We start from the raw sequence: 22,078 nt of genomic DNA, 5'->3' as shown, positions 1-22,078 counted from the left end.
GCCGCGGGCCGGCTGCCCCCGGACCCCCGTGGATACTTCTGCCAGGATGAAATGACATGGGAATTGAGCCTCGTGCGGGGGCGCGTGGGAATGCGGTTGTGGGGGGCTGCGCGGGCCGGGGTGGCCCGCGCCGCAGGGTCACTTTTTCAGGTTGGTCCAGATGGCGTCGTAGAACTGCTGCGTTTCCTGATCGCAGGCCTGCGCGAAAACGCCGGGGGTGGCATCGGCGGGCGGGTTGTTTTCGGGGCTGGTCTTGATCGCCTCGTCAAGGAAAGGGGCCACGTCCTTTACCCCCGCCGTATAGGCCGCGTAATTCGTCACGGCGGCGGCGTTTTCCGGCACCAGCAGGAAGTTCATGAACTTCAGCGCGTTCTCGCGGTTCGGCGCGTCTTTCAGCAGCACCACGTTGTCCATCCACAGCACATGGCCTTCCTTGGGATAGGCATATTCCACATTCGCGCCTTCGGCCCGCGCCTTGGCGGAGAAGCCGTTGTAGATCATGCCCGCCGCCGCATCGCCCGACACCAGAACGTCCTTCGCGGTGTCGGACCCGAAGCTGGCCCAGCCTTCCTTGGCCGCCAGCAGCATGTCGTTCAGCGCCTTCAGCTGTTCGCGGTCAGTGGTGCATTGCGGGATGCCGAGGAACAGCGAGCCCAGTATCAGCACCTCGTTCTGGCTATCCAGCGAGTTGATCTTGCCCGCCAGTTCCGGCGGCGGGGTAAAGATCACGCCCAGGCTGTCGATCGGGCCAGTATAGACATCACGGTTCACGGCGTAGGAGGTAGAGCCCCACTGGTAGGGGATCGAGGATTTGCGGCCCGGGTCGAAATACACATCCAGCCATTGCTGTTCGATATTGCCGAGGTTGGGCATTTCTTCGGGCGTGAAGGTATCCAGCATCCCGTCGGCCGCCATGATGCTGACCATGAAATCGGCGGGAACGGCCACGTCATACTGGCCCAGCTTGCCCGCCTTCAGCGAAGCCAGCATCGCCTCGTTGCTGTCGTAGGTGTCGATGGTCACGGCGATGCCGGTCTCGGCGGTGAATTTGTCCACCAGTTCCTGCGGGATGTATTCGAACCAGTGATAGACCGAAAGCGAGCCCTCGGCATGGGCGGCCCCGGCAAGGCAGGCAAAGGCGGCGGCGGTGGTAAGAAGGCGGTTCATGGGATCTCCTTGTTGGATTAGGCGCGGGTCTTTTGCCCGGCTCTGTTGACGAAATAGGACAGGGTGACGAGCAGCACCGACACGGCCAGCATCATGGTGGAAATCGCCATGATGTTGGGCTTTATGCCCTGTTTGACCGAGCCGAAGATGGCGGTGGGCAGGGTTTCCATGCCCGCGCCCTTGACGAAATTTGTGATGATGAAGTCATCGAGGCTGATGATGAAGGCCAGAAGATAGCCCGAGATGACGCCCGGCATCATCAAGGGCAGCAGGATCAGCCGGAATGCCTGCGCGCGGGTTGCGTAAAGGTCGCGGGCCGCCTGCTCATACGTCGCCTCGATGCCTTGCAGCCGGGCGGCGATGGGCAGGTAGGCGAAGGGGATGCAGAAGGTGATATGGGCGATCAGTATGGTCAGATAGCCGGTTGTCAGCCCGATCATGGAAAAGAAGATCAGCGTGGCCACAGCGATCACGATTTCCGGCACCATCAGCGGCAGGTTGATCAGCGTGAAGGTGGCGGATTTGCCCCGGAACCGCCCGCCCCGCACCATGGCCACGGCAGCGGCCGTGGCGATCAGCGTGGCCGTGGTGGCGGCGATCAGCGCAATCGTCAGCGAGTTCCACGCGGCGGCGCGGAAACGCGGGGCTTCGGGGCCAGTAAAGACATCTGCATACCAGCGCCAGGAAAACCCGCCCCAGGTGGTGATGCTGGTCGATGCGTTGAAACTGTAGACGGTGATGACGATCAGCGGGGTATAAAGGATCACCAGACACAGCAGCGTCATGGCGCGGAAACCGGGGTAGCGGCGCAGATCCATCAGCCACCCTCCGCACGGGATTGCTGGCGGGCATAGGCGATCAGCACGATCATCACCAGCGTCATCAGGATCATCGCGCAGGCCGCGCCAAAGGGCCAGTTGCCCTGGCTGCCCTTGAACTGTTCCTCGATCAGTGACCCGATCATGAATGTTTTCGCACCGCCCAGCAGGTCGGGCGCAAGAAAGGCCCCAAGCGACGGCACGAACACCAGAATGCAGCCCGCGATGATGCCGGGGCGCACCACGGGCAACACGATTTCCCGCAGCGTGACCCAGCGGGAGGCGTAGAGGTCAGCCGCAGCCTCGGACAGCGCAAAGTTGTAACGCTCGACGGCGGCGTAGATCGGCAGCACCATGAACGGAAGATAGCTGTAGAACAGCCCCAGCTGCACGGCCAGGTTGGTGTTCACCAGCGGCAAAGGGCCATCGATCAGGCCAAGACCCATGAGTGATTCGTTCAAGGGCCCGTTGTCGCGGATCAGGAACTTGAGCGATACGGTGCGGATCAGCAGGTTCACCCAATAGGGAATAGTGATCAGGAACAGCCACAACTGGCGGCTGGCAGGGGGCCGTGTGGCGATGAACCAGGCCGTAGGGAAGCCCACGATCAGGCAGACCAGCGTCGCCACGCCCGCCTGCCAGATCGACCGCCAGAAAATGCCGATATAGGTCCACTCGATCGCCGCTGGTTCGTCTCCGAACAGGCCACGGGTGACAAAGAACTGGTCATAGGCGGCGGTGGTGAAATCCCAGATCACGCCGCCGCGGAATTCCTTGGTCAGAAAGGAGTAAACCGCCATCAGCGCCACCGGCAGCACAAGGAATATGCCGATCATCGCCCAGGTGGGCAGCAGCAATGGGCCGACGATGCGGGTGTATCCCGTGCCCTCTGCCCCGGTCTTGGGTGCAAAGCCAGCCATCAGTCGGCCAGAAGGCGGGCCGCGCCTTCCTCCAGCTGCAGGCCTATCCGCGTGCCGGGTGCGGGCACCTGACCCCGGGCAGAGTTTTGCATGCGCAGGTGCAGGGCAGCGCCCGAATCCAGCCGGGTCAGCAGTTGCAGGTCGCTGCCCAGATAGACCACCCGTTCCACCACCACGTCCAGATCGCCGCCGGTGGGAACGATGGACAGGCGTTCGGGGCGGATCGACACATGATGCGGGCCGGGGGCCATGCCCGCCGCAGCGCAGGTGATACGGTGGCCGCCGGGCAGCGTCACAGCGGCGACGCCCTGCGCCACGCTTTCAACCGTCACCGGCAACAGATTGGTTTCTCCGATGAAATCGGCAACGAAACGATTCACCGGCGCCTCGTAGATGTCGCGCGCCGTGCCGATCTGTTGCACATGGCCCTGGCTCATCACGGCGATGCGGTCGCTCATCGTCAGCGCCTCTTCCTGATCATGCGTCACGAAGATGAAGGTGATGCCGGTGGTTTCCTGCAACTGCTTCAATTCCACCCGCATGGCCTGGCGCAGCTTCAGGTCCAGCGCAGACAGGGGTTCGTCCAGCAGCAGCACCTTGGGTTCGGGGGCCAGCGCGCGGGCCAAAGCCACGCGCTGCTGCTGCCCGCCCGAAAGTTGCGCGGGCAGGCGGTCGGCAAAGGCCGACAGATGCACCATTTCCAGCATCTTGCCCGCACGCGCATTGCGTTCAGCCAGCCCCATGCCCTTCATCTTCAACCCGAAGGCCACGTTGTCGCGCACGGTCATATGCGGAAACAGCGCGTATTGCTGAAAGACGGTGTTCACCGGGCGATGATTCGGCTCCAGCGCCGCGATGTTCTGGCCGTGCAGGCGGATCTCTCCGCCCGACACATCCTCGAACCCGGCGATGCAGCGCAGAAGCGTGGTCTTGCCGCAGCCGGAAGGGCCCAGCAGGGTGAAAAACTCGTTCTCGCCAATCGCCATCGACACGCCATGCAGTGCCGTGACCGTGCCGTAGCGCTTGACCACCTGACGAATATCAACCGAAACGTTCATCCAGTCTCCGCTGGCGGCGGGCTGGTTCATACCCCCGCAATCTGGTAAAAAGGCTAAACCCCTGTGTTCTGGGGGGTATATACCCCCAGAGAGGTATGACCGGCGAGGTATCATGCAAAGCCTGCCCAATTCCGCCGAGACACAATTGGCGCAGACCATCCGCAGGCTGGGGCAGAACGGGTTTGAATCCGCCCTGCGAGATTTTTTGCACCGCTGCCTGCCGTTCGACAATATCATTGTGATGGCCTACCGCGATGCCGGGCCGCCGCAGGCCCTGTTCCGGCAGGCCGACGGGCCGCAGGTGTTTGCCGCGATGGACACAACCTATCTGGCCGGGGCCTATCTGCTGGACCCCTACCACGATCTGCATCTGGCCCGCGCGCCCGCCGGGGCCTACCGCCTGCGCGACGTTGCCCCCGATGCGTTCCAGCGCAGCCGTTATTTCCTTGATTATTATCAGCAAACCACGCTGATCGACGAGATCGGCTTTGTCGCCTATCCGGTGGCGGGGGTGTCGCTGAACATCTGCCTTGGCCGCGACGCATCCTCGGGCCAGAACTTTGCCCCGCGTGAGATCGAGACGGCCAGCCGCATCGCGCCCATCGTCACGGCGCTGGCCGAGGCGCACTGGGCGGGTTTGGTGGGTCAGCCCGGCCCGGCCCCCGATGTGCCCGATCAACTGACGCGGGCCGCATTGGCGGCGCATGGCATTCGCCTGTCGCAGCGGCAGGCCGAGGTGGCGCTGTTGATCCTGCGCGGGCATTCCTCGGTGTCGATCGGCCTCAGGCTGGGCGTGGCGGCGCAAACGGTAAAGGTGTTCCGCAAACAGCTTTACGCGCGTTGCGGGATTTCATCGCAGGCGGAACTGTTTGCGCTGATGCTGCCGCTGTTGACCGGACGCGGTTAGGCCAGCGGCAACGCCAGACCGGCCAGCGCGATGGAAACTCCCATGGGAAAGCGCTTCGTGCGCAGCGCGGCCGAGGGAGATGTGGGAAGGCCGAAACCCCACCGGGCCAGCGCCAGCGCGCCGATGCCCAGAAACAGCGCCGCCGACAGCGCCAGCAGAAACAGCGACAGCCCCTGCGGCGGCACGAACAGCATCAGCGCCGACAGGCCTTTTACATCGCCGCCACCCACCCACCCATCTGCTTTATGCGGGCCTGTTTCGGGGGGTGCTGCTGTTTCGGGGGCTGCGGCAGCTTTTGTCGGGAGACCATGGGCACGAGGATGCCCGCACCCGCCGCCTGACCCTGTTGAAGGCGGGCAAGACCGAGGCCGAGGAGATCCGGATTCTGCAAACCCGGCCACGGTCCTGGGTGCAGGAGGGCGTGCCGCTGATCGGCACCCTGCCGGTCAGGCTGCGGCAGGCGGGGCTGGCCCTGCGCCCCGGCGCCTGTCTGGCGTTGTGTCTTGGCATTACCCTCATCAGCGCGGCGCATGCTGGCTCTGGTCCGCCCCGTGGAGGCAGGCCGCGCGGCCGGGCCCAGCCTGCGCAAGACCGCCGACACCACGCCGCAAGGCCTGCTGAAATCGCTGATCCCCGAGGATCGCAGCGAACGGGTGCAGATCCGGTTTCAGCTGAACAATGCGGGCTGGACCGGCGCGCATGCCGTGCGCAACTTTTTCCTGATGCGGCTGGCGCTTGCGATGCTGGGGCCGGTGATCCTGCTGACGGCGCTGGGGCTGGCACAGACCGCCGTGCTGCCCGACGCGGTGTAGGCCCCGCTGATCGGCCTCGCCCCGCTGCGCATCTTGCAGGTGATCGCAGTATCGGTGGCTGTGGGGTTTTACGGCCCCGGCTGGTGGCTGAAATCGCGCATCACCGCACGGCAGGGCCGCATCGAGGACGGCTTTCCCAATGCGCTGGATCTGTTGCAGATCTCGGTCGAGGCGGGCATGGGCTTTGACGCCGCCCTGTCGCGGGTGGGGGCCGAACTGGCGGTGATCTGCCCCGACATTTCCACCGAATTCCTGACTGTGCAGCAGGAGATTCTGGCAGGCCGCGACCGCGTACTGGCGATGGGCGACATGGCCACCCGTATGGGCATCCGCGAGGCCACGTCTTTCGTGAATGTGGTGGCGCAGCCGATGCAATACTTCACCAGCCTGTCAGAGGCGCTGAATTGCCATGCCGTGGAAATGCGGGTCAACCGCGAACTGAGGGCACAGGAAAAGGCCAACAAGCTGCCAGTGCAGAAGTCGGCGGTCATGGAATTCCTGATGCTGCCCGCCTTGTTTCTGATCACACTCTGCCCGATCGTGATCCGCTATATGGACATGTATGCCGCGCGCTGATCACGTGGGGCTGCGGTCCGGGCAGGGCCGATGCCGCGCTTGCCTTCTGCCCGGAACCGGGCATGATCCGGCCCATGACGCAGCGGAACTGCCCGAAATGTGGTGACAGCCTCGGCCCGCAGTTCGCGCGGCTGAAGATGATGAATTGCCCCTCCTGCGGCACCAGCCTGTTCGTGCAGGATGACCAGATGCGGCTGGCGGGCGAGCAGGGCGTCATGCATGACGTGCCGCTGCTGTTCGGGCTGGGCGACCGGGTGGTGATCGGCGGGCTGACGTATCATCCGGTGGGCCATGCGCGCTACAGCTATGGCCGGGGCACCTGGGATGAATTCTGGACCACCTCCGATACCGGCGCGGGGCGCTGGATTTCGGTGGATGAGGGCGATGTGGTGGTGCAGGAACCGCTGGACGGGGGCATGCCTGCGTTCAGCACGCCGCCCGCCCTTGGCAGCGCATTCCGCTGCCTTGACGGGCATTTCACCGTGACCGAGGCCGAAGAGGCCACTTGTGTGGCGCTGCGCGGCAATTTCCCCGACCTTCTGCTGATCGGCGAGGTGCATCACTTCATCAACGCCACCGCCGCCGATGCCACGCTTCTGTCAGGCGAATTCGGCCCTGACGGCGCGCGCTGGTTTCTGGGCGAATGGGTGGACCCGTTCGATGTGCGGGTGGACCGGCGATGAGCGTCAGCGCCGATCTGCGCAGCATCAGTTGCACCGGCTGCGGGGCGGGCCTGCCAGTGCTGGGCGGCGGGCGGGTGACGACCCATATCTGCGGCTATTGCGGCAGCGAACTGGATGCGCTGGACAATTACCGCATCCTGCGCACCTTCACCGAACTGGATCGCCCCGCCACCCCCCTGCGCATCGGGGCGGAGGGAGCGGTGGCCGGAGTAGCTTACCGGGTGATCGGCGTCATTGGCCTGTCGGAAAGCCATGGCGGGCGCAGTTGGGTCTGGGTGGATCACCTGATCTATTCCGACACGCATGGCTATGCCTGGCTGACGCTGGAAGACAGCCATCTGATTTTTACCCGGCGCTGGCGCAAGCCGCTGCGCCCGGAATGGATCAGCCCTGCCGAGGTGGAACGCGCCGAAACCCCGCCCCGTGCCATGGCCGAAGGCAAGGGCTTCACCTATTACGAAACCACAACCAGCGTGATCACCTTTGCCGAGGGCGAGTTCACCTGGCGGCCTGCGGTGGGTGACCGGTCGCAGACTGTCAGCGTGCTTTCGGAAGATGCGATGCTGCATTACACGCAAAGCGGCAGCGAAAGGGCTATTGAACGGTCGGTCTATCTGCCGCAGGCTGAAACACTGGCCGCCTTTGGCATCCCCCGAGCCTTGCCGCCAGCGGGCATCCACCCGCTGCAACCCTACGCCGCGGGCCCCAACGATGCGTTCCTGCGCAACGCGGCCATCGGATTTGGCGGCGTGTGTCTGGCGCTCAGCCTGTGGATGGTGACGATGGGACGCCCGATCCTGCCACCCCAGACCTTTGCCGCCGACCAGTTGCCCACAGAACTTGTGCTGGAAATCGACAGCCCCGGGCGGCTGGCCGAAATCGCCGTCAGCGGCACGGTGAACAACGGCTGGGCCTTTGTCGAACTGACGCTGACCGACCCGGATGACCAGCCGGTGTTCATTGCCGGGCGCGAGATCGCGCATTACAGCGGCTATGATGACGGGCCCTGGACCGAGGATGACAGCCGCACCCGGTTGCTGTTTCGCCCCGCCGAGGCCGGCACCTACACGCTGGAGATCGACGTGCCCGAGGCGGGTCTGGGCGAGGCGGCCGGCGGTGGCCCGGTGCCCGCCGTCACCGTATCGGCCAGCAATGGTGCGGGGCATCCGTTGTGGACGCTGCTGGCGGCGCTGGCCTTTGGTGCCGTGGCTTTGTGGAAGGCCGCGGGCCCCTTCCAGCACCGCCGTGCCCGCTGGAAGGGCACCGACTGGACAGATGAGGACTGACAGATGAATGCCTTTCGCATCGTCATTCTGGCCGGGGCGCTGCTGACCACAGCGGGGGCGGGGTATCTGTCCTACCACGGCATCGGCAATGAAAGCACTGATCTGGATCGTTCGATCCGCATGGGCAGCGGCATCGGAGGCTATTCTTCCAACTCACGCGTCAAATAGCGAGGATCACAATGGATATCATGGCAGCAATCAACCCGTCCGAGGTGATCGGGACGCTGTTCTACACCATCATGGGGGTGAGTATGATGGCGCTGTGCTGGTGGATCATCACCCGCATCGCACCCTTTCCGGTGGTCAAGGAAATCGAGCAGGATCAGAACGTTGCATTGGCCGTGCTGATCGGGGCTGTGTTTCTGTCACTGTCGATCATCATTGCGGCTGTCATCCTGTCATGATGCCCTGCCGGTGCTGACGCCATCCAGAGGCCCGCAACTGCGCGAGGTCTGGCTGCTTGGCGCGACCTTCTTGGTTGCGGTGGCGGGCCTGATCTATGAGCTGATTGCGGCCACCCTTTCCAGCTATCTGCTGGGTGATTCCGTGCGGCAGTTTTCGCTGGTGATCGGGGTGTTTCTGGCCGCGATGGGGCTGGGGGCGTGGCTGTCGCGCTTTGTCACCCATGCCTTGCCGGGCTTTGTCTGGGCGCAGATCCTGCTGGGAATCCTGGGCGGGTTTCTGGCCCCGGTGCTGTATTTTTCCTATATGCTGGCGGGGGTTGTCGGCCTGCCGCTCTATGCGATGCTGATCTGCATCGGTGTGCTGTCGGGCATGGAGATTCCGCTGATCGCCCGGGTGCTGAAGGAAATCGGCGCGCCGGAATTCCGGTTCGAGAATGTGCTGAGCGTGGATTATGTGGGCGCGCTGGTGGCATCCGTCGCCTTTCCGCTGCTGATCCTGCCGCATCTGGGGCTTATGTCGGCCAGCCTTGCCTTTGGCTGTCTGAACCTTCTGGTGGCGGGCCTGTCGCTGTGGATCTTTCGCGACCGCATGGGGGGCCGGGTCTGGGCAGTCTGGGGCGTGGCGCTGGTGCTGTCGCTGGCCGCCTTGGTGCAGGCCGAACGGCTGGTGTCGGTGGTCGAGGCGAACCTGTTCGAGGATGACGTGATCCTGTCGGAAACAACGCCCTATCAGCAGATCACCCTGACCCGGTTTCGTGACCGCACACGGCTGTTTCTGGATTACTCGATCCAGTTCGATACGCTGGACGAATACCGCTATCATGAATCGCTGGTGCATCCGGCCATGGCGCTGGCCCCGCGCCGGTCGCAGGTGCTGATACTGGGCGGCGGCGACGGGATGGCCGCGCGCGAGGTGCTGCGGCATGCGGATGTGCAGGCGGTCACGCTGGTCGATCTGGATGCGCGGGTGACGGAACTGTTCGCGGGCCATGCCGATCTGGTGGCGCTGAACGGCAACGCGCTGAACGACCCGCGCCTGATGGTGGTGTCGCAGGATGCATGGGCATTCGTCGGGGAAAGCCGCGCGGTCTATGATGTGGTGATCGTCGATCTGCCCGACCCGAAATCCATCGCCCTGTCAAAACTCTACAGCCTTGAATTCTATGGCATGCTGGCCGATCGGATCAGCGCGCAGGGGTTGATCGCGGTGCAGGCCGGATCGCCCATGTTCGCGCGGCAGGCCTATTGGTCGGTGGTGCAGACGCTGGCTGCCACCCGCAACCCGCAGGTGCCGGGGCAGGGGCTGGCGGTGGTGCCCTATCACGCCTATGTGCCCAGCTTTGGCGACTGGGGCTTTGTGCTGGCCAGCCCGCGCCCGCTGGCCCCTCGCCCGCTGCAACTGCCGCCCGGTCTGCGTTACATGACCGATGCCATCTGGCGCGAGGCGCAGGTGTTTGCCCCCGATGTGGCCGACATGGCGGCGGATCTCAATCGCATCCAGTCACATGCGCTGGTCGGCTATTACAATGAAGGCTGGGATTACTGGTTTCGCTGATCCCGGGCCTGCCCCCGCGCCACGGCCACAACCTCGGCCCGGGTGGGTGCCATCGCAGCCTCCAGCGCCATGCGGGCGGCATCGGCATCGGCGGCGCCGCACATGAAGATGTCCACCGCCGCAAAGCCCAGCTCCGGCCACGTGTGGATCGAGATATGCGATTCCGCCAGCAGCACCATGCCCGTCACCCCCGCAGCACCCGGAAACACCCGGAAATGCGTGGCAATGATGGTGGCCCCTGCCGCACCTGCCGCATCGCACAAGATGCGCTCCAGCGCCGCCGCATCGGTCAGATGCGCGGCCCCGTAAAGGTCAACCAGCAGATGCGTGCCGGGCAGATGGTCGGCGGGCGTTTCCATACCGCTGCGATAGCTGAAACGGCGGCCCGGCACAAAGCCGAACTGGGGGCGGCTTGACTTCGGCCAAGGCACCCGGTCTTTTGAACGGGGGGTGGCGATGACAGACGTGTTTCAACTGAAAGGTCGCCCGCGTGATCTGGCGGTGCTGGATTACGGCCTGTTCCGGGTGCATGCCAACGGGCGGGTGATCGGCATCAGCGGCTTTCTGATCCGCACCGATGCGGGGGAACATGTGCTGGTCGATACCGGCTTTCCGCCCGCCTATGCCGTTGATCCGCAGGCGGCCAGCGAGGCCGACAATCTGGGCGAGTTTGGCGAGGTGCTGGCGCTGACGGCGGAAAACCTGCCTCTGGGGCAATTGGCGCTGCTGGGCCTTGGGCCGCAAGACATTGATCTGCTGATCCTGACCCACAGCCATATCGACCATGTGGGTGGGCTGGCCGGTTTTCCCGGTGTGCCGGTGTTGATGGCGGCTGCCGAGCGGGCCTTGCCGCGCCCACTGTATTGGGGCGCGGCACAGCCGATGGACTGGCCCGAGGCTGATTATCACCTGCTGGCCGGCGATGCAGATCTGGCCCCGGGATTTCGCGTGTTGCTGGTGCCGGGCCACGCGCCGGGGCAACTGGCGCTGTTGCTGGACCTGCCGCAGACCGGGCGCGTGCTGATCACCAGTGATGCCATTTCCCGCCCGGCCGAGGTGGTTGAGGGGTTTGCCGGTGCGCATGACCCCGCACAGGCTGCGGCCAGTGCCGCGCGGCTGATGGCGCTGGCCGAGGGGGCATTCGTGATCTGGGGCCATGCGCCGGATCAATGGCCAAAGCTGCGCAAGGCCCCGCTGCGCTATGGCTGACAGAACGCACCAGAACTGACATATCACGCTGGCCCCCGTTGGCGGGTCGCGTTATCCCGGTTGCAACGCAATGAACGGGGCAGCAGATGCAGGGCGACGGTTCGGCTTATTTCCTTTACCACTCCATCGGGCAATATCCGGGCAAGGCGCAGGATCTGGCGCAGGCCATGGCCGGGTTTGCCGCAAGCTGGGCCGCACCGGATGACCTGCAATGGGGCTATGCCTTGGGCAAACGGCAGGGTTTCATCGACCGCTGGCGCGACCTGATCGGCGCGGCCGAAGGCACGCTGACCACGACCGAGAATGTGACGGCCGCGCTTTATGCCGTGATCGGCGCGCTGCCCGCGGGCCATCTGGCGGGGCGCACGCTGCTGGTGGCGGGTGATTGCTTTCCCTCGCTGCATTTTCTGTTGGCCGGGCTTGCCCCGCGTTTCGGCTTTACCCTGAAAACCGTGCCGCTGCGCCCGGGCGCGCACTGGGTGCAGGATGAGGATGTGATCGCCGCCTGGGGCCCGGATGTGGCGCTGGCGCTGCTGACCTGGGTCAGCTCGATCTCCTCGCACCGCAGCGATATTTCGGCGCTGGTGGCACATGGTCGCGCACAAGGCAGCCTGATCGGGGTGGATGTGACGCAGGCCGTGGGGCTGCTGCCGTTTGATGTGAACGCGCCTGCGGTGGATTTCGCCGTTTCGACAAGCCTGAAATGGATGTGCGGCACGCCGGGCGCGGGCATGCTTTATGTCGCGCCCGCACTGATCGCCGCCAGCCAGCCCGAGTTTCGCGGCTGGTTCAGCCAGCCCAACCCGTTTTCGTGGGATCTGGACAAATTCGCCTATGCCCCCGACATCCGCCGTTATGACAATGGCACGCCTTCGGTCATGTCGGCTGTCATGTCCTTGCCAGCGATGGATTGGCACGCGGCGCAGGACAAGCCCGCCCTGCTGGCGCATACGCAACGGCTGGGCGAGCGGCTGATGCAGGCGATGGAAGGGCTGGATGTGACCTTTGCCACCCCCCGCGCCAAGGATCAGCGCGGCGGCAGCGTGATGGTGAAACTGCCGCCGGAAAAGCCCGCGGCACCGATCATCGTCAGCCTGCGCGCACAGGGCATCGCCGCCGATGCGCGCGATCAGCTGATGCGTTTTTCCCCCGGCAACATGACGACCGATGACGGCGTGAACCGGCTGATCGCGGCGCTGGAGCAGGCCATCGGATCACGCTAGGGCGGCTTGCCTGCCGGTCTGGCCTGCCAGCAACTGCGCGTCCAGCAGGTCGAAAAGGCGATGCAGATCGTCGGTGGTGTAGCGGTCTGCGTCCGTCATGCACATCTGCACGATGCCTTGGGTTGCCAGAAACACCAGTTCGGCTTGCGCTGGGTCGGGGCAACGGCGGAACAGCGCCTCTACCTCGGTGCGGAAGGCCAGCATCGGTGCCAGGAAGCCCGCATCCTCGGCCATGGCCGCCAGAACGCCCGCCAGGGTCGCATCCATGCGGCAGATGCGGCGACGGCTGACCGCCAGATAGGCCCGCGCCCCGGCAAGCGCCGGGCCTTCGGGGCCAAGACAACCGGGCGCCTGCGCCTGCATGTCGGCACGTATGCCATCGACATGCTGCGCCACCAGACCGCGCAAGAGATCGTGCTTGCTGGGAAAATGATACAGCAACCCGCCCTTTGAAATGCCGGCGCGTGCCGCCACGGCATCCAGCGACAAGTGGTTTGCCCCCAGTTCGGCGCTGAGAATATCGGCGGCTTCCAGAATCCGCTGCCGCGTTTCCGCCTTTTTCTGGGGTTTTAGTTGCACATGCAGCATCCGGTGGATTGACTTTACCGACCAGACGGTACAGTGACCCTGGGTATAAAGTAAAGCGGTCCTGATGAACCATTCGCAGGCCGCCCCAGATTCGCCTGACACGGAGCCCCGTCATGGTCAAACGCCTCATCATCGCCATCATCCTGCTGGGCGCCATCGTCGGTGGCATCGTGTGGTTCAACATGTTCCGCGCCAGCATGATCGCCCAATACTTTGCAACCATGACGCCGCCCGCCCAGCCTGTCGCCGTGGAAGAGGCCGCACCCGTGACCTGGGTGTCGGGCATTGACGCCATCGGCACCGCGCTGTCGGCGCAGGGGGTTGATCTGGCGGTGCAGGCCGGTGGTCTGGTGCGGCAGGTGCAGTTTGACGCCAATGATGCCGTGGCCGAAGGACAGACACTGGTGCAGATTGACGAACGCATCGAGCAGGCCGATCTGGCCGCCGCCCGTGCCTCGCTGGAACTGGCCGAGGCGGAGCTGGCCCGCAACCGCACCTTGCAGGAACGCGGCATCAGCACTGCCACCACGCTGGAAAGTGCCGAGGCGCAGCAAAAGAACGCGCTGGCGCAGGTGGCGCGGCTGACAGCCGTGCTGGAGCAAAAGGAATTGCTGGCCCCCTTTGCCGGGGTGATAGGCATTCCGCAGGTCGAGGAAGGGCAATATGTGACCCCGGGCACCGTGTTTGCCACGCTGCAAAATCTGGATGCGATGCGCGTCGATTTCGCCGTGCCGGAACAGCAGATTGCCCGTGTCGCCCCCGGCACGTCGGTGACTGCCAGCACCGAGGTGGGTGATCTTAGCTTTACCGGCCAGATCATCGCGATCGAGCCGCGTGTCGATCCCGGTTCGCGGCTGGTGACGGTGCGGGCGGAAATCAAGGATACAAATGGTGCGCTTTATCCCGGGCAGTTCCTGCGCGTGCGGGTGGAATTGCCCGCCGAAGAGGGTGTGCTGGCCGTGCCGCAGACGGCGATCAGTTCCAACCTCTATGGCGATTCGGTGTTTGTGGTGCGCGATGGCGAAGACGACACGATGACAGTCGAACAGGTGTTCGTGCAGGTGGGCCGCCGGTCAGGTGGCCGGGCCGAGATCACCGAAGGCGTGGCTGCGGGCGACCGGATCGTGACGGCAGGCCAGAACCGCCTGACCAGCGGCGGGCCCGTGACCATCGACAACAGCGTCGCCCCTGCGGCAGCTTTGGGCGAGTGAGGACAGCACGATGAACTTTTCTGAAATCTTCATCCGCCGCCCGGTGCTGTCATCGGTGCTGGCCGCGCTGATCCTGCTGTTGGGCTTGCAGGCCATCAGCAGCCTGCCGGTGCGCCAATACCCCGAGGTCGAAGAAACGGTGGTGACCATCACCACCGTCTACCCCGGCGCGGCACCCGAGCTGATCCAGGGCTTCATCACCGCGCCCATCGCGCAGGCGGTGGCGACCACGGAAAACATCGACTATGTGACCAGCTCCTCGCGGCAATCGGCATCTGTCGTGTCGGTGCAGATGCAACTGGGGGCTGACCCCGACATCGCGCTGACCGAAGTGCTGTCAAAGGTGCAGCAGGTGCGCGGCCAACTGCCGGGCGAGGCCGAGGATCCGGTGATCACCAAGGGCACCGGCCAGACCTTCGCGCTGATGTATCTGGCGGCGCTGAACCCCAACATGACGCCCGAACAGCTGACCGAATATCTGGAACGGGTGATCCGCCCGCGCGTGTCCACCATCGACGGCGTGGCGGAAATGCAGATCATCGGCGCCGCGAATTACGCCATGCGCGTCTGGATCGACCCGTTGAAACTGGCCGCGCGCGGCGTGACCGCGACCGAGGTTCTGGCGGCCATCCGCGCGTCAAACTTCCTGTCGGCACCGGGCAAGACCCGCAACGAATATGTCGCCTATTCCATCACGCTGGAATCGACCCTGCAAACCGCCGAGGCCTTTGGCGCGCTGCCGCTGACAAAGACAGATGCGGGCGTGGTCTATCTGCGCGATGTGGCCAATGTGGAACTGGCGTCGGAAGAAGCGTCAGAGATCGTGACCTTTGACGGGCGCGCGGGCACGTTCATCGGCATCACGGCCACCCCCGCCGCCAACCCGCTGGATACGGCGGCGGCGGTGATTGCCGAATTGCCCGCGATCAACGCCACCCTGCCCGATGGCATGACCATCGAAATGGTCTATGATGCGACCGAAACCATCAGCGCCTCGATCGAAGAGGTTTTCATCACCATTGCCGAGGCCGTGGCCATCGTGGTCGTGGTGATCCTGCTGTTCCTGGGGTCGTTCCGGTCGGTGCTGATGCCGGTGGCCACCATTCCGCTGTCGCTGATCGGCGTTTGCACCATCATGCTTGCGCTGGGCTATTCGATCAACCTGTTGACGCTGCTGGCCATGGTGCTGGCCATCGGTCTGGTGGTGGATGATGCCATCGTGGTGGTGGAAAACATCCACCGCCATATCGAAGAGGGGCTGACCCCTGCCCGCGCCGCCATCAAGGGCATGCAGGAAATCACCGGGCCTGTCATCGCCATGACGATCACGCTGGCCGCCGTGCTGACGCCGCTGGCCTTTACCGGCGGGCTGACGGGTGCGCTGTTTGCCGAATTCGCGCTGACACTGGCGGGGGCGGTGATCATCTCCGGCATCGTCGCGCTGACCATCACCCCGATGATGGCGGCGAGGCTGCTGAAGCACGGGCAGGGCGGGCGGTTCCAGCGCGTTGTTGACCGCACATCGGACCGCGTGTCGAACTGGTATGAACGCCGGGTGGCGTCGTCGCTGGATTACCGGCCTGTCACCATGCTGATGGTTCTGGCGCTGCTGGGGGCCACCGGCTACATGTTCATGAACACAACCACCGAACTGGCACCCGAGGAAGACAGCGGAGCGCTGTTCGCCCTTGTCAACGGCCCGCGCTATGCCACGACCGATTATACCAGCCTTTACACCGACCAGATCTCGGAACTGACTGCGGACATTCCCGAGGTTGATGTCAGCTTTTCCATCGCCGGCTTCGGCGGGGCGACCAATTCGGGCATCTATATCTGGGCGTTGAAGGACTGGGCGGAACGTGATCGCAGCCAGGCCGAGTTGCAGCAGGAAATCCAGGGCCGTCTGGGCCAGGTCAACGGGGTGCAGGGGTTTGTCTTTGCCCCGCCGACCCTGCCAGGTGCCGGGGGCGGCCTGCCGGTGTCGCTGGTGATCCAGTCGATCTTCGGACCGGAGCGGGTGGTCGAAGTGGCCGAAGAGATCAAGAACAAGGCCATGGCCACGGGGCGGTTCATCGTGGTGCAGAACTCGCTGTCGTTCGACGCGCCCAAGGTCACGGTGACAATCGACCGCGATCGGGCGGCCAGCCTGAACGTGGCCGTATCCGAAATCGGCAACACGCTGGGGCTGCTAGTGGGTGGCGGGGCCGTGGCCCAGTTTGACCGCGATTCCAACAGCTATGACATCATCACCCAGGTGCCGCAGGAATGGCGCGACAACCCCGAACGGCTGGGCGAGTTTTTCGTGCGGGCGGCCACGGGCGAAATGGTGCCCCTGTCCTCGGTTGTCAGCGTGAAGACCGGGGCGGGCGCGGCCAGCATCGAGCAGTTCAACCAGCTCAACTCGGCCACGCTGACGGCGCTGCCCTCGATCGGAACTTCAACCGGCGACGGTCTGGCAGAGCTGGAACAGATCGCGCGCGAGGCGCTGCCCGACGGGTTCTTCATCGACTATTCCGGCCAGTCGCGGCTGGAAGTGGCGCAGGGCAACGCGATTCTGTTCGCCTTCGCCGCTGCCATCATCGTGATCTATCTGGTGCTGGCCGCGCAGTTCGAAAGCTTCCGCGACCCTTTCATCATCATGATGTCGGTGCCGCTGTCGATCTTTGGCGCGCTGCTGCCGCTGAATCTGGGGCTGGGCACGCTGAACATCTATACGCAGGTGGGTTTGATCACGCTGATCGGCCTGATTACCAAGCACGGCATCCTGATGGTGGAATTCGCCAACCAGCAGCGCGAGGAACACAACATGTCGCGCCGGCAGGCCATCGTGGCGGCGGCCAAGACCCGGCTGCGCCCGATCCTGATGACCACGGCGGCCATGGCGCTGGCGGTGGTGCCGCTGATCATCGCCGAGGGTGCGGGGGCTGCGGCGCGGCAGGCCATGGGTATCGTGATCTTTACCGGCCTTCTGGTCGGCACGATGTTCACCCTGTTCGTGGTGCCGATGTTCTACACGCTGATCTCGCGTTCGGATGCCGAGTTCCACCTGAACAATGCGGCGCAGAAAACGATGTTTGCCGAAGGCAAGCACCCGGCCTGAACATGCCAGTTGCGCGCAAAGCCCCCGTCGCAGCCATCTGCGGCGGGGGCTTTCGCGTTTGCCCGACGATGGCCTAGCGCCCGCCCACGGCCCTGCGCCCCAGCGCCGAGATTGACACCGCCAGCACGATGATCAGACCCACCAGCACCTCGCGCACATAACTGTCGACCTGCAACTGGGTCAGGCCGTTGTCCATCACCCCCAGCACGGCCACCCCCGCCAACGTGGCCAGCACGCGCGGCTGGCCGTTTTCCGAAACGGTCATGCCCAGAAACACCGCAGCAATCGCCGTCAGCATCAGCCCCGACCCTTGCGTGGGGTTGGCGGATGCCACGCGCGCGGCATACATCAGCCCGGCCAGCGCCGCCCCGGCCCCGGTGAACACAAAGGCCGACAGCCGCAGCCGCGTGACCCGCACCCCGGCCAGACGTGCCGCCTCGGGGTTGGCACCGATGGCATAAAGGCGGCGGCCATAGGTGGTCTGTTCCAGCAGCACCCAGACCAGCGCCGCCACCGCCAGCGCCAGCAGCGTCAGCCACGGCAGCAGCAGCGCGCGTCCGTCAAGCTGCCCCAGGGACAGCCCGCCGCGCGCAAAATCCGAAAACGCCGCCGGGATGTCACGGCCAAAGATGGTCTTGCCGCCCGACACCATGAAAGCCGCACCGCTGAACATGGTCAGCGTGGCCAGCGTGGCGACAAAGGGCAGGATGCCGATCAGGCTGATCAGAACCCCGTTGATCAAACCGCCCAGCAGCCCCACCGCCAGCGCCGCCACAAGGCCGGCCCACAAGGGCCAGTCATGGGTAAACAGCACCGCTGCCACCACGCCCGCAAGACTGGCCATTGACCCCACAGACAGGTCGAAATCGCCCATCACCATCACCACGGTCATGGCCACCGCCACCACCGTCAGCATGGAAATCTGCTGGCTGATGTTGATAAGGTTGCGCGCGGTCATGAAAGTGTCGGGCAGCATGGCCCAGAAGAACAGCACGATGGCCAGCATGCCGATCAGCGTGCCATAGCGGCGCAGGGTCTGGGCCATTCAGATGTCCTTTGATGGGGTGTCGCCATAGCAGCGGGCCAGCAATGCGGCCTCGGTCAGGCCTGCCGCCGGGGTGATGCCCGTCAGATGCCCCGCCTGCAAGATGGCGATACGGTCGCAGAGGCCGATCAGTTCGGGCAGGTCGGATGAGGCCACCAGCACAGCCGCCCCTGTGCCTGCCGCGTCGCGGATCAGCCCGTAAATGTCGAATCTTGCGCCCACATCCACGCCGCGCGTGGGTTCGTCCAGCAGCAGCACCCGGGGGCGGCCCGCCAGCGCGCGGGCGAACAGCACCTTTTGCTGGTTGCCGCCGCTAAGCTGCCCGCAGGGCTGTGCCGCGCCGCTGGCCTTCAGCCGCACCTGCGCGGCCAGCGTGTTCACCTGCGCGCCCTCGGCCCGCCGGTTCACGAAGCCACCGCGCGACAGCCGCGACAGATGCGGCAACGCCACAGTCTCACCCAAGGCGCGGCCCAGCATCACGCCCTCGGCCCGGCGTTCGCGGGGCACATAGGCCATGCCCTGCGCCCAGCAGGCGGCGGGCGTATCGCCCAGTGGCGCACCATCCAGCGTCACCCGGCCCCGACGCGGCACCGCGCCGATCAGCGCCTTGAGCAGATCATTGCGCCCTGATCCTGACAGCCCCGCCAGACCCAGCACCTCACCCGCGCGCAGGGTGAAAGCGGCGTCATGCAGCGCACCTGCGGCCAGCCCCGCGACATCCAGCACCACCGTCCCCGTGGCCGTGCCACGCGGCGGGTAAAGATCGCGCATCTCGCGCCCCGTCATCTCGGCGATGATGCGGGCCTGCCCGGTATCGGCGATGGCGCGGGTGGATACATGTGCGCCGTCGCGCAGCACCGTCACCCGGTCGGCCAGCCGCAACACCTCGTCCATGCGGTGCGAGACATAAAGTACCGCCGCACCCCGCGCCCTCAGGCCCGCGATGGCGGCAAACAGCCGCTCGGCCTCGGCCCCGGTCAGTGCGGCGGTGGGTTCATCCATCACATAGGCCCAGGGGGTGCTGGCACCCGGCAGCAGCGTAGCCGCGATGCGCACCAGCATCTGATCGCCCGGCCCCAGCGCATCCATCGCCGCCTGCGGGCGGATATGCGTGACATCCAGCCGGTGCAGCGCCTCTGCCGCCGCCGTGCGCAGTGCCCGCCAATGCACCAACCCCGCCCGCAACGGGTAGGCCCGCCCGGCGAACATGTTTTCCGCCACCGACAGCCCGGGGAAAATCTGCAACTCCTGATGCAGGAAACGCAATCCCGCCGCCTGGGCCTCGGCGGGGTTGCCAAGGCGCAGAGGTGTGCCGTCCAGCGCAATCACCCCGGAATCGGGGCGCTCCAGCCCGGCCAGCAGGCGGATCAGCGTGCTTTTGCCCGCGCCGTTTTCACCCATCAGGGCATGCACCTCGCCGCCGCGCAGGTCCAGCGCGGCACCGTTCAGCGCCCGGGCCGCGCCATAGGTCTTTTTCAGCCCGGTCAGGGCCAGATGCGGCATGCCAGATTTCCCCCGTCGCGGCCCCGCCCGACCATGACCGAGCGGCGTTGCGCAGGCAAGCGGCCAGGCCCGCCGATTTTTCCGCCGCGCAGCCCCGAAGCAGGTGCAGGCCGTGGGAAAACATACTAGCATGTCAGTCAGGATGGAGGCGCAGATGCAATTGAAGACGCGGCACTGGGACAGGATCGGCAACGGCGGGCTGACATTCACCGAACTGGGCTTTGGCGCGGCCCCGATCGGCAACCTTTACCGCGCGATCAGCGATACTGAGGCCGATGCGGTGTTGCAGGCCGCCTGGGATGCGGGGGTGCGCTATTTCGACACCGCGCCGCTGTATGGTCTGGGCCTGTCGGAAACCCGGCTGAACCGCTTTCTGCGTGGCAAGCCGCGCGATGAATACGTGATCTCGACCAAGATCGGGCGTCTGCTGCAGGTCTGTGCGCCGGAAAGCCGCGACTGCATCGGCAAGTTCTTTGACGTGCCCGCAAGGCAGGAGGTCTATGATTTCAGCTATGACGGCACGCTGCGTTCGGTCGAGTTTTCGCTGGAAAGGCTGGGGCTTGACCGGCTGGATGTGCTGTTCGCGCATGATCTGGATGTGTTCAACCACAAGAGCCAGGGCGCTTTGGATGCACGGCTGGCCGAGTTCATGGCGGGCGGCTATCGCGCCTTGCAGGCGCTGCGCGATCAGGGGGTGATCAAGGCCTTTGGGGCCGGGGTCAACGAATGGCAGCCCTGCCAATGGCTTACCGAACGCGGCGACTTCGATCTGTTCCTGCTGGCCGGGCGGTATACGCTGCTGGAACAGGCGGCGCTGGAAACGTTTCTGCCCATGGCGCAGGCGCGGGGCATCGGCATCGTGATCGGCGGGCCCTACAACTCGGGCATTCTGGCGACGGGGCCACGGCCCGGTGCTTTTTTCAACTATGATCTGGCCCCGCCGGAAGTGCTGGACCGTGTGGCGCGGATCGAGGCGGTCTGCGCAGGGCACGCGGTGCGGATGGTGGATGCCGCATTCCAGTTCGCGCTGCGGCATCCGGCGGTGGTGTCGGTGATCCCGGGGGGGCAGGGTCTGGCGGAAATGGCGTCGAATGTGGCGGCGTCACGGGCAAGGATTCCGTCGGAGCTTTGGGCCGCGTTGAAGGCTGCGGGCCTTTTGCGGGCCGATGCGCCGGTCTCGTGATCGGCCATTTCACCCTGCCGATGGCTTTGCGCGCCGTTCAGCCCTGCCGGAACAGGTCGGGGCGGGCGTCGGCCAGCGGTTCCAGAAAGGTGATCAACTGCCGCAGGTGATAGCGGGTCGCGGCCCGGGCCAGAGCCGGATCGCGCGCCTCCAGCGCCGCGACCATGGCCTGATGCTCGGCAAGTGTCGCCGCCACCCTGCCTGGCGCGGGCAGGATCAGCCGCCGCGCACGGTTCACATGGACCCATGTGGTTTCAGCCAGCAGCGCCAGCCGACGAAAGCCGGTGAACGACAGCATCAGCTCGTGCATTTGCCCGTCGAGTTCGTAGAACCCCTCGGTATCGCCATCCTGCACCAGCGCCTCTTGCACCCGCAGGTTGCGGCGCAGCAATACAAGCTGGTCTTCGGTGATGGTGGTCGCCACCTGCTCCACCGCCGCCAGTTCCAGCGCCTCGCGCAGAAAGGCTCCTTCGCGGATCTCATCCATCGAAAACCGCGCCACGAATGTGCCGGCCTGCGGCACGACATCCACCAGCCCCTCGGCGGCCAGCCGTGCCACAGCCTCGGCCACGGGCGAGCGCGACACGCCCAGCTCGCTGCAAATCTCGGGCTTGCGCAGGATCTCGCCGGGGCGGAAGGTCAATGTCAGGATCGCATCTTTCAGCGACAGATAGACCTTGTTGGCCAATGACCCTGGAAACAGGTCAAGTCCGCGCAGCGGGCGGCGCGGGGCTGATACAGCTTGCAGAGGCTGGTCTGTTGCTTGTAGCATACTAACATGTTAGCTAAGGCCGCCGCGCTGTCAAGCCACCCTCCCACACGCGCGCGGC

The 22,078-nt window shown here is 65.1% G+C and carries 23 protein-coding genes; 13 read left to right on the top strand and 10 right to left on the bottom strand.

What is annotated here, in order from left to right:
• Nucleotides 1-138: 138 nt before the first annotated feature.
• From GEU84_RS12970 to GEU84_RS12955, 4 genes are read right to left on the bottom strand one after another with little or no spacing between them, the layout of a single operon-like run.
• Nucleotides 139-1,167 carry an extracellular solute-binding protein gene (locus tag GEU84_RS12970; RefSeq protein WP_152826722.1) on the bottom strand — a complete coding sequence of 343 codons (1,029 nt, stop codon included), beginning with the start codon at nucleotides 1,165-1,167 and terminating at the stop codon, nucleotides 139-141.
• A gap of 17 nt (nucleotides 1,168-1,184) precedes the next feature.
• A complete protein-coding gene (locus tag GEU84_RS12965; protein ID WP_152826720.1) occupies nucleotides 1,185-1,985 on the bottom strand; it encodes an ABC transporter permease in 801 nt (266 codons plus the stop codon).
• Entirely contained in the window at nucleotides 1,985-2,905 is a 921-nt protein-coding gene (locus GEU84_RS12960; protein WP_152826718.1) for an ABC transporter permease, read from the bottom strand. Before GEU84_RS12960 ends, GEU84_RS12965 begins: the two co-directional genes overlap by 1 nt.
• A complete protein-coding gene (locus GEU84_RS12955; protein WP_152826716.1) occupies nucleotides 2,905-3,963 on the bottom strand; it encodes an ABC transporter ATP-binding protein in 1,059 nt (352 codons plus the stop codon). The genes GEU84_RS12960 and GEU84_RS12955 overlap by 1 nt, the downstream gene beginning before the upstream one ends.
• Before the next feature lie 112 nt (nucleotides 3,964-4,075).
• Here GEU84_RS12955 and GEU84_RS12950 point away from each other — a divergent pair, with 112 nt between their 5' ends.
• The gene (locus GEU84_RS12950; RefSeq protein WP_152826715.1) at nucleotides 4,076-4,870 is read left to right on the top strand and encodes a helix-turn-helix transcriptional regulator; all 795 of its coding nucleotides are present in this window, start codon (nucleotides 4,076-4,078) and stop codon (nucleotides 4,868-4,870) included.
• Here the strand turns inward: GEU84_RS12950 and GEU84_RS12945 are convergent.
• Complete coding sequence (locus tag GEU84_RS12945) at nucleotides 4,867-5,100, bottom strand: hypothetical protein (protein WP_152826713.1); 234 nt, start codon at nucleotides 5,098-5,100, stop codon at nucleotides 4,867-4,869. The two genes, GEU84_RS12950 and GEU84_RS12945, sit on opposite strands and share 4 nt — an antisense overlap.
• A gap of 300 nt (nucleotides 5,101-5,400) precedes the next feature.
• Between GEU84_RS12945 and GEU84_RS12940 the strand changes: the two genes are divergently transcribed.
• The 7 genes from GEU84_RS12940 (at nucleotide 5,401) to GEU84_RS12910 (ending at nucleotide 10,186) form a co-directional block, all read left to right on the top strand.
• Complete coding sequence (locus GEU84_RS12940) at nucleotides 5,401-5,682, top strand: hypothetical protein (protein ID WP_152826711.1); 282 nt, start codon at nucleotides 5,401-5,403, stop codon at nucleotides 5,680-5,682.
• 39 nt (nucleotides 5,683-5,721) lie between these two features.
• A complete protein-coding gene (locus GEU84_RS12935) occupies nucleotides 5,722-6,258 on the top strand; it encodes a type II secretion system F family protein (RefSeq protein WP_338144801.1) in 537 nt (178 codons plus the stop codon).
• Between the two features lie 62 nt (nucleotides 6,259-6,320).
• Entirely contained in the window at nucleotides 6,321-6,941 is a 621-nt protein-coding gene (locus GEU84_RS12930; protein ID WP_241427677.1) for a DUF4178 domain-containing protein, read from the top strand.
• On the top strand, nucleotides 6,938-8,227 hold the full coding sequence (locus GEU84_RS12925) for a DUF4178 domain-containing protein (protein ID WP_174539851.1): 1,290 nt from the start codon (nucleotides 6,938-6,940) through the stop codon (nucleotides 8,225-8,227). Before GEU84_RS12930 ends, GEU84_RS12925 begins: the two co-directional genes overlap by 4 nt.
• A 3-nt stretch (nucleotides 8,228-8,230) precedes the next feature.
• Nucleotides 8,231-8,395: a hypothetical protein gene (locus GEU84_RS12920; RefSeq protein WP_174539850.1), complete on the top strand. Its 165-nt coding sequence runs from the start codon at nucleotides 8,231-8,233 to the stop codon at nucleotides 8,393-8,395.
• A gap of 11 nt (nucleotides 8,396-8,406) precedes the next feature.
• Nucleotides 8,407-8,631, top strand: a complete 225-nt coding sequence (locus GEU84_RS12915; RefSeq protein WP_152826705.1) for a DUF350 domain-containing protein — start codon at nucleotides 8,407-8,409, stop codon at nucleotides 8,629-8,631.
• Nucleotides 8,632-8,644: 13 nt separating this feature from the next.
• Nucleotides 8,645-10,186 carry a polyamine aminopropyltransferase gene (locus GEU84_RS12910; protein WP_152826955.1) on the top strand — a complete coding sequence of 514 codons (1,542 nt, stop codon included), beginning with the start codon at nucleotides 8,645-8,647 and terminating at the stop codon, nucleotides 10,184-10,186.
• On the opposite strand, the gene speD is transcribed toward GEU84_RS12910, so the two are convergent.
• On the bottom strand, nucleotides 10,171-10,578 hold the full coding sequence (gene speD / locus GEU84_RS12905; protein WP_338144796.1) for an adenosylmethionine decarboxylase: 408 nt from the start codon (nucleotides 10,576-10,578) through the stop codon (nucleotides 10,171-10,173). The two genes, GEU84_RS12910 and speD, sit on opposite strands and share 16 nt — an antisense overlap.
• Nucleotides 10,579-10,642: 64 nt before the next feature.
• Between speD and GEU84_RS12900 the strand changes: the two genes are divergently transcribed.
• The gene (locus GEU84_RS12900; RefSeq protein ID WP_152826703.1) at nucleotides 10,643-11,395 is read left to right on the top strand and encodes an MBL fold metallo-hydrolase; all 753 of its coding nucleotides are present in this window, start codon (nucleotides 10,643-10,645) and stop codon (nucleotides 11,393-11,395) included.
• Between the two features lie 86 nt (nucleotides 11,396-11,481).
• The gene (locus tag GEU84_RS12895) at nucleotides 11,482-12,618 is read left to right on the top strand and encodes an aminotransferase class V-fold PLP-dependent enzyme (RefSeq protein ID WP_152826701.1); all 1,137 of its coding nucleotides are present in this window, start codon (nucleotides 11,482-11,484) and stop codon (nucleotides 12,616-12,618) included.
• Here the strand turns inward: GEU84_RS12895 and GEU84_RS12890 are convergent.
• On the bottom strand, nucleotides 12,610-13,197 hold the full coding sequence (locus GEU84_RS12890; protein ID WP_174539849.1) for a TetR family transcriptional regulator: 588 nt from the start codon (nucleotides 13,195-13,197) through the stop codon (nucleotides 12,610-12,612). The genes GEU84_RS12895 and GEU84_RS12890 overlap by 9 nt on opposite strands.
• 122 nt (nucleotides 13,198-13,319) lie before the next feature.
• Here GEU84_RS12890 and GEU84_RS12885 point away from each other — a divergent pair, with 122 nt between their 5' ends.
• Both GEU84_RS12885 and GEU84_RS12880 read left to right on the top strand, forming a co-directional pair.
• On the top strand, nucleotides 13,320-14,417 hold the full coding sequence (locus GEU84_RS12885; protein WP_152826697.1) for an efflux RND transporter periplasmic adaptor subunit: 1,098 nt from the start codon (nucleotides 13,320-13,322) through the stop codon (nucleotides 14,415-14,417).
• A gap of 10 nt (nucleotides 14,418-14,427) precedes the next feature.
• Nucleotides 14,428-17,517, top strand: coding sequence for an efflux RND transporter permease subunit (locus tag GEU84_RS12880; RefSeq protein ID WP_152826695.1), 3,090 nt, complete (start codon nucleotides 14,428-14,430; stop codon nucleotides 17,515-17,517).
• A 73-nt stretch (nucleotides 17,518-17,590) separates the two neighbouring features.
• Here GEU84_RS12880 and GEU84_RS12875 read toward each other — a convergent pair whose 3' ends face one another.
• Nucleotides 17,591-18,562, bottom strand: a complete 972-nt coding sequence (locus GEU84_RS12875) for an ABC transporter permease (protein WP_152826693.1) — start codon at nucleotides 18,560-18,562, stop codon at nucleotides 17,591-17,593.
• Nucleotides 18,563-20,065, bottom strand: a complete 1,503-nt coding sequence (locus GEU84_RS12870; RefSeq protein WP_152826691.1) for a sugar ABC transporter ATP-binding protein — start codon at nucleotides 20,063-20,065, stop codon at nucleotides 18,563-18,565. It abuts the gene before it with no gap.
• 154 nt (nucleotides 20,066-20,219) lie between these two features.
• Here GEU84_RS12870 and GEU84_RS12865 point away from each other — a divergent pair, with 154 nt between their 5' ends.
• Nucleotides 20,220-21,248: an aldo/keto reductase gene (locus GEU84_RS12865; RefSeq protein WP_152826689.1), complete on the top strand. Its 1,029-nt coding sequence runs from the start codon at nucleotides 20,220-20,222 to the stop codon at nucleotides 21,246-21,248.
• 37 nt (nucleotides 21,249-21,285) lie between these two features.
• On the opposite strand, the gene GEU84_RS12860 is transcribed toward GEU84_RS12865, so the two are convergent.
• Complete coding sequence (locus GEU84_RS12860) at nucleotides 21,286-22,020, bottom strand: GntR family transcriptional regulator (protein WP_152826687.1); 735 nt, start codon at nucleotides 22,018-22,020, stop codon at nucleotides 21,286-21,288.
• Nucleotides 22,021-22,078 lie beyond the last annotated feature (58 nt).

This window comes from Fertoeibacter niger, assembly GCF_009380135.2.
Lineage (GTDB): Bacteria > Pseudomonadota > Alphaproteobacteria > Rhodobacterales > Rhodobacteraceae > Fertoeibacter > Fertoeibacter niger.
This window is presented reverse-complemented; position numbering and strand designations above follow the sequence as displayed.

Bases quoted from the DNA above. Each gene is read 5' to 3' on its own strand.
- GEU84_RS12950 (WP_152826715.1), top strand. From the start codon at position 4,076: ATGCAAAGCCTGCCCAATTCCGCCGAGACACAATTGGCGCAGACCATC.
- GEU84_RS12970 (WP_152826722.1), bottom strand. From the start codon at position 1,167: ATGAACCGCCTTCTTACCACCGCCGCCGCCTTTGCCTGCCTTGCCGGG.
- GEU84_RS12895 (WP_152826701.1), top strand. From the start codon at position 11,482: ATGCAGGGCGACGGTTCGGCTTATTTCCTTTACCACTCCATCGGGCAA.
- GEU84_RS12940 (WP_152826711.1), top strand. From the start codon at position 5,401: ATGCTGGCTCTGGTCCGCCCCGTGGAGGCAGGCCGCGCGGCCGGGCCC.
- GEU84_RS12885 (WP_152826697.1), top strand. From the start codon at position 13,320: ATGGTCAAACGCCTCATCATCGCCATCATCCTGCTGGGCGCCATCGTC.
- GEU84_RS12965 (WP_152826720.1), bottom strand. From the start codon at position 1,985: ATGGATCTGCGCCGCTACCCCGGTTTCCGCGCCATGACGCTGCTGTGT.
- GEU84_RS12920 (WP_174539850.1), top strand. From the start codon at position 8,231: ATGAATGCCTTTCGCATCGTCATTCTGGCCGGGGCGCTGCTGACCACA.
- GEU84_RS12930 (WP_241427677.1), top strand. From the start codon at position 6,321: ATGATCCGGCCCATGACGCAGCGGAACTGCCCGAAATGTGGTGACAGC.
- GEU84_RS12875 (WP_152826693.1), bottom strand. From the start codon at position 18,562: ATGGCCCAGACCCTGCGCCGCTATGGCACGCTGATCGGCATGCTGGCC.
- GEU84_RS12870 (WP_152826691.1), bottom strand. From the start codon at position 20,065: ATGCCGCATCTGGCCCTGACCGGGCTGAAAAAGACCTATGGCGCGGCC.
- GEU84_RS12860 (WP_152826687.1), bottom strand. From the start codon at position 22,020: ATGCTACAAGCAACAGACCAGCCTCTGCAAGCTGTATCAGCCCCGCGC.
- GEU84_RS12925 (WP_174539851.1), top strand. From the start codon at position 6,938: ATGAGCGTCAGCGCCGATCTGCGCAGCATCAGTTGCACCGGCTGCGGG.
- GEU84_RS12960 (WP_152826718.1), bottom strand. From the start codon at position 2,905: ATGGCTGGCTTTGCACCCAAGACCGGGGCAGAGGGCACGGGATACACC.
- GEU84_RS12900 (WP_152826703.1), top strand. From the start codon at position 10,643: ATGACAGACGTGTTTCAACTGAAAGGTCGCCCGCGTGATCTGGCGGTG.
- GEU84_RS12915 (WP_152826705.1), top strand. From the start codon at position 8,407: ATGGATATCATGGCAGCAATCAACCCGTCCGAGGTGATCGGGACGCTG.
- GEU84_RS12880 (WP_152826695.1), top strand. From the start codon at position 14,428: ATGAACTTTTCTGAAATCTTCATCCGCCGCCCGGTGCTGTCATCGGTG.
- GEU84_RS12865 (WP_152826689.1), top strand. From the start codon at position 20,220: ATGCAATTGAAGACGCGGCACTGGGACAGGATCGGCAACGGCGGGCTG.
- GEU84_RS12955 (WP_152826716.1), bottom strand. From the start codon at position 3,963: ATGAACGTTTCGGTTGATATTCGTCAGGTGGTCAAGCGCTACGGCACG.